The 4,022-nt window shown below is 65.2% G+C and carries 5 protein-coding genes; 2 read left to right on the top strand and 3 right to left on the bottom strand.

The window, feature by feature from the left end:
• A partial coding sequence (locus tag Q1N79_RS08180; protein ID WP_300606189.1) for a gamma-aminobutyraldehyde dehydrogenase occupies positions 1-1,305 on the top strand: 1,305 nt, incomplete at its 5' end.
• Positions 1,306-1,473: 168 nt separating this feature from the next.
• On the opposite strand, the gene Q1N79_RS30600 is transcribed toward Q1N79_RS08180, so the two are convergent.
• Positions 1,474-1,689 (bottom strand): DUF397 domain-containing protein, encoded by a 216-nt coding sequence (locus Q1N79_RS30600; RefSeq protein ID WP_367185042.1) that lies wholly within the window; start codon positions 1,687-1,689, stop codon positions 1,474-1,476.
• A 26-nt stretch (positions 1,690-1,715) separates the two neighbouring features.
• Positions 1,716-2,657, bottom strand: a complete 942-nt coding sequence (locus tag Q1N79_RS08175) for a helix-turn-helix transcriptional regulator (protein WP_300606186.1) — start codon at positions 2,655-2,657, stop codon at positions 1,716-1,718.
• Between the two features lie 698 nt (positions 2,658-3,355).
• On the opposite strand from Q1N79_RS08175, the gene Q1N79_RS08170 reads away from it, so the two are divergent.
• Positions 3,356-3,541: a hypothetical protein gene (locus tag Q1N79_RS08170; RefSeq protein ID WP_300606183.1), complete on the top strand. Its 186-nt coding sequence runs from the start codon at positions 3,356-3,358 to the stop codon at positions 3,539-3,541.
• A gap of 62 nt (positions 3,542-3,603) precedes the next feature.
• Here the strand turns inward: Q1N79_RS08170 and Q1N79_RS08165 are convergent, their stop codons facing one another.
• Complete coding sequence (locus tag Q1N79_RS08165) at positions 3,604-3,945, bottom strand: metallopeptidase family protein (protein WP_300606192.1); 342 nt, start codon at positions 3,943-3,945, stop codon at positions 3,604-3,606.
• Positions 3,946-4,022: the final 77 nt, after the last annotated feature.

Below are 4,022 nucleotides of genomic sequence, written 5' to 3'. Positions count from 1 at the left end.
GAGGTCACCGCGGCCTTCGCCGCGGCCTCGGACGCGTTCGAGGAGTGGCGCGACAAGACGCCGTCCGAGCGCAGCCTGGCGCTGCTGCGGATCGCCGACACCCTCGAGGAGCACGCCGAGCAGCTGGTCCAGGCCGAGTGCCAGAACACCGGCAAGCCGATCGCGCTGACCATGTCCGAGGAAATCCCGCCGATGATCGACCAGATCAGGTTCTTCGCCGGCGCGGCGCGGATGCTGGAGGGCCGCTCGGCCGGGGAGTACATGAGCGGGTTCACCTCGTTCATCCGGCGCGAGCCGATCGGGGTCTGCGCCGCGGTGACCCCGTGGAACTACCCGATGATGATGGCGGTCTGGAAGTGGGCACCCGCGCTCGCGGCCGGCAACACGATGGTGCTGAAGCCGTCGGATACCACGCCGGTCTCGACGCTACTCATGGCCCAGCTGATGTCCGAGCACCTGCCGCCGGGCGTGTTCAACGTGGTGTGCGGCGACCGGGACACCGGCCGGCTGCTGGTATCCCACAAGGTGCCGCAGATGGTGTCGATCACCGGTAGCGTCCGGGCGGGTAAGGAGGTCGCGGCCGCGGCGGCAGAGAACCTCAAGCGGGTGCACCTGGAGCTCGGCGGCAAGGCGCCTGTCATCGTGTTCGACGACGCAGACCCGGCGAAGGCGGCCGAGGCCATCGCGATCGCTGGCTACTTCAACGCCGGGCAGGACTGCACCGCGGCGACCCGAGTGCTCACCGGGCCACGGATCCACGATGACTTCACCGCGGCGCTGACCGAGCAAGCCAGGGCTCAGGTGACGGCCGGGCCCGACAACGCCGATGCCACCTACGGGCCGCTCAACAACGCCACCCAGCTCGAGCGCGTGTCGGGATTCCTCGCCCGGCTGCCCGACCACGCCAGGCTTCTGACCGGGGGCAACCGGGTCGGCGAGAAGGGCTACTTCTACGCCGCGAGCGTGGTCGACGGACTGCACCAGGACGACGAGATGATCCAGAGCGAGGTCTTCGGCCCCGTCATCACCGTGCAGCAGTTCAGCGCCGAGGACGAGGCGCTGCGCTGGGCGAACGGGACCGAATACGGCCTGGCATCGTCGGTCTGGACCGCTGACCACGGGCGGGCGATGCGGATGGCGCGGGCGCTCGACTTCGGCTGCGTGTGGATCAACACCCACATCCCGCTGGTCGCCGAGATGCCGCACGGCGGCTTCAAGCACTCGGGATATGGCAAGGACCTGTCGATGTACGGCTTCGAGGACTACACCCGCATCAAGCACGTGATGAGCTACATCGGCGCCTGACAAGCAAAGACATTCATTGATCCAGAACGGGCGGTGGCGTCTCCCACGCGAGCACGCCACCGTTCGGATGACCGGCCCTCTCGCGGCTGCACAGTCCCTCCCGCGACCTCCCGCGGCCACGCGACGGGGGCCAAAGCGGGCGGCCCCCACTCACGCTTCCGATTGCCCCTAAACGAGTTCGTCGAAGCCGCCCTGCCGGACTCCCTCGACGAACGCCTGCCATTGGCCCCGGCTGTACGACAACACCGGACCATCCGGGCACTGTGTGTCACCAACGACGATCATGCCCGCGTGCGGCGCGACTTGGACGCAATTGCCAATATCACATCTTGTGGCGACCCGCCAGGACAAATCGCCCAGCGTCGGTGGAATGACTGACGGCATCGTCCTCCCTTCTGATTATTCGTGACCTATTCTGACTTATGGGATTGTTGCATGCTCTTGATTTCGCCGATGAGGCTCAGTGAATCACGCGGGCTTAGCGCGGCGTCACGCAGGTACTCGATTGCCTCACGATATCGCTCGATCTCCGCGCGCCGCTCCTGGTACCTGTTGCTGAACAGGCCTTCTACGAACACCACGGGCGGCTGAGGCGAACCGCTGCCGAACTCCAGCAAGACGAAGTTGCTATCGGCGCTGGCATATACACCGACGTCGAACGGGATGACCTGAATGGCCGCCTTTTCCGCGGCTGCGAGTTCGAGGATCTTGCCGAGCTGCGCACCCATGACCTGCGCCCCGCCGACCGGGCGGCGAAGGATGGCCTCATCGAGCAGCGCCCGGTAACGCGGCGGGGTGCGCCGCGCGAACAGCTCCTGCCGCCGCAGCCGTGCCTCCACCCGTTGATCGAGGACGGCAGGGTCAATCCTGCGTTCAACGCTCTTGATCGTGGCTCGCGCGTACTCGGCGGTTTGCAGCAGGGCGGGTACCACGTACATCGAGTAGGCCGTAATCGCGGCGGCTTCCTGCTCCAGCCCCAGATACGGGGAGAGCAAAGGTTCGTCGTACTGGCTCCACCAGCCGGGCTCGCGCGCCTGGCCGGCCAGGGCGACGAGCTCCTCCACGCGCTCTGCGTCAGTGATGCCGTAAATCGCGCACAGCTCGCGCACGTCCCGCAGGCTGGCTCGGCGCGCCCCCGTCTCCATCCGGCTGATTTTCGCGGCCGAGCAACCCATGCGGGTCCCGGCTTCCTCGACGGTCAGGGCAACGGAATTGCGTAGCTCGCGCAGACGTATTCCCAGCTCACGCTGGCGTACCGTCGGGTTCGCGCCGAGGACTGCCTGCTTGCTAGAGCCACGGGCGGACCGGACGCTAGGCGCTTGCTGCTGGCTATCGCCTTCGGCATTTGCCACAGACTTCCTCCTGGGCCTGCGGGCGCATTAACGGCCGGGCGGTTGCTTCTGGCTTTCGCCTTTGGCATTTGCCACGACATATGACTATAGCGGCCGTCCGCGTGCCCTTGCGGTGATCCAGTCAACGCGTCCGCGCAAACCTTGACATCAGCGTCACACAGAAACCCTCTGATCAGGAGAAACATGTCAAATGATCAGTCAAGGCGACACGGCGAGGAACGCCCCGCCATCGTGTCACCGGGTAGGACGGATCGTCGTGTCGCGGCTAATACTGGAACATTCCATGAAGCTATGAGACTCTTAGTCTCAAGGTGTCACCAAAACGACAGCCAGCGTGACAGGAAGTCAGGTGACACACGAAGTAAACGGGTGGCAGAGGTAAAAGAGTGGCGCGGGATGCAATTGACCAAATTTTTCTGAGGGTGAGACGCGGACCCCAGACCAGGTGACCCTGGGGTCGGCGGGGCCAATTGCCGCCCCGAAATAGAGCACGGCCGATGTGTCAGCATCGACCGTGCCAGGTCACCGACCGACCAGTCCGATGGAGGAGGGTCAGGTGATCACGATCATGCTACATCCACCCTGCCGAGGTAGGGAATCCCCCTCTCTTGGTAGGGAATGCGGCGGGTAGCCGCGGCGCCCGCTCACTGCTGTTCCGGCCTGGCCCTCCTTGACGGCGTTAGCCGTGAGGAGGAGGGATGTTTGCTGCTGCACAGGGGCCGGCCCAGAACCTGGAAACCATCAGGATTCTGGCCATGCTGACCGCTGCGGTCCTTGTCTTGTTCTGGCGCCAGGTGCTCAAGTTCGTGATTATCGCACTGGTAATGCTGGTGGTATCACTGCTGGTGGCCGGCGCTTTTGTTTTTCTTGACGGCATCCACTGACAACTAGCCTGCCGATTGGCAAACCGCACACGGTGCCGCGCTACGGGCACCCAGGCGCGGGCCTACCAGCCCAGTTCGCGCAGGCGCTGGTCGTCGATGCCGAAGTGGTGGCCAACCTCGTGGATGACGGTCCGCCTGATCTCGCCGGCGACTTGCTGCTCGGTCTGGCAGATCGCGCAGATCTCCTGCCGGTAGATGGTGATGCGGTCGGGCAGGACGCCTGAGTAGTTCGTGGTCCGGCTGGTAAGCGGCACGCCCTGGTAGAGCCCGAGCAGTCCGGGCGGTCCTGGGGAGTGCTGGACCGTGACGGCGACGTTGCTCATCATCCGGCCGAGTTCTTCTGGCAGCCCATCGAGCGCGGTGCCCACCATCTCTTCGAAGAGCTCCGGTTCGACGTCGATCACCAGCACATTGTCCACCGGGCCCGCCTCATGCGGCTGTCCCGTCGGCGGGTTCGCAGGCGTTATTGGTGGCGGGGCCC

The sequence above is a fragment of the Trebonia sp. genome, from assembly GCF_030042015.1.
Taxonomy (GTDB): Bacteria; Actinomycetota; Actinomycetes; order Streptosporangiales; family Streptosporangiaceae; genus Trebonia.
This window is presented reverse-complemented; position numbering and strand designations above follow the sequence as displayed.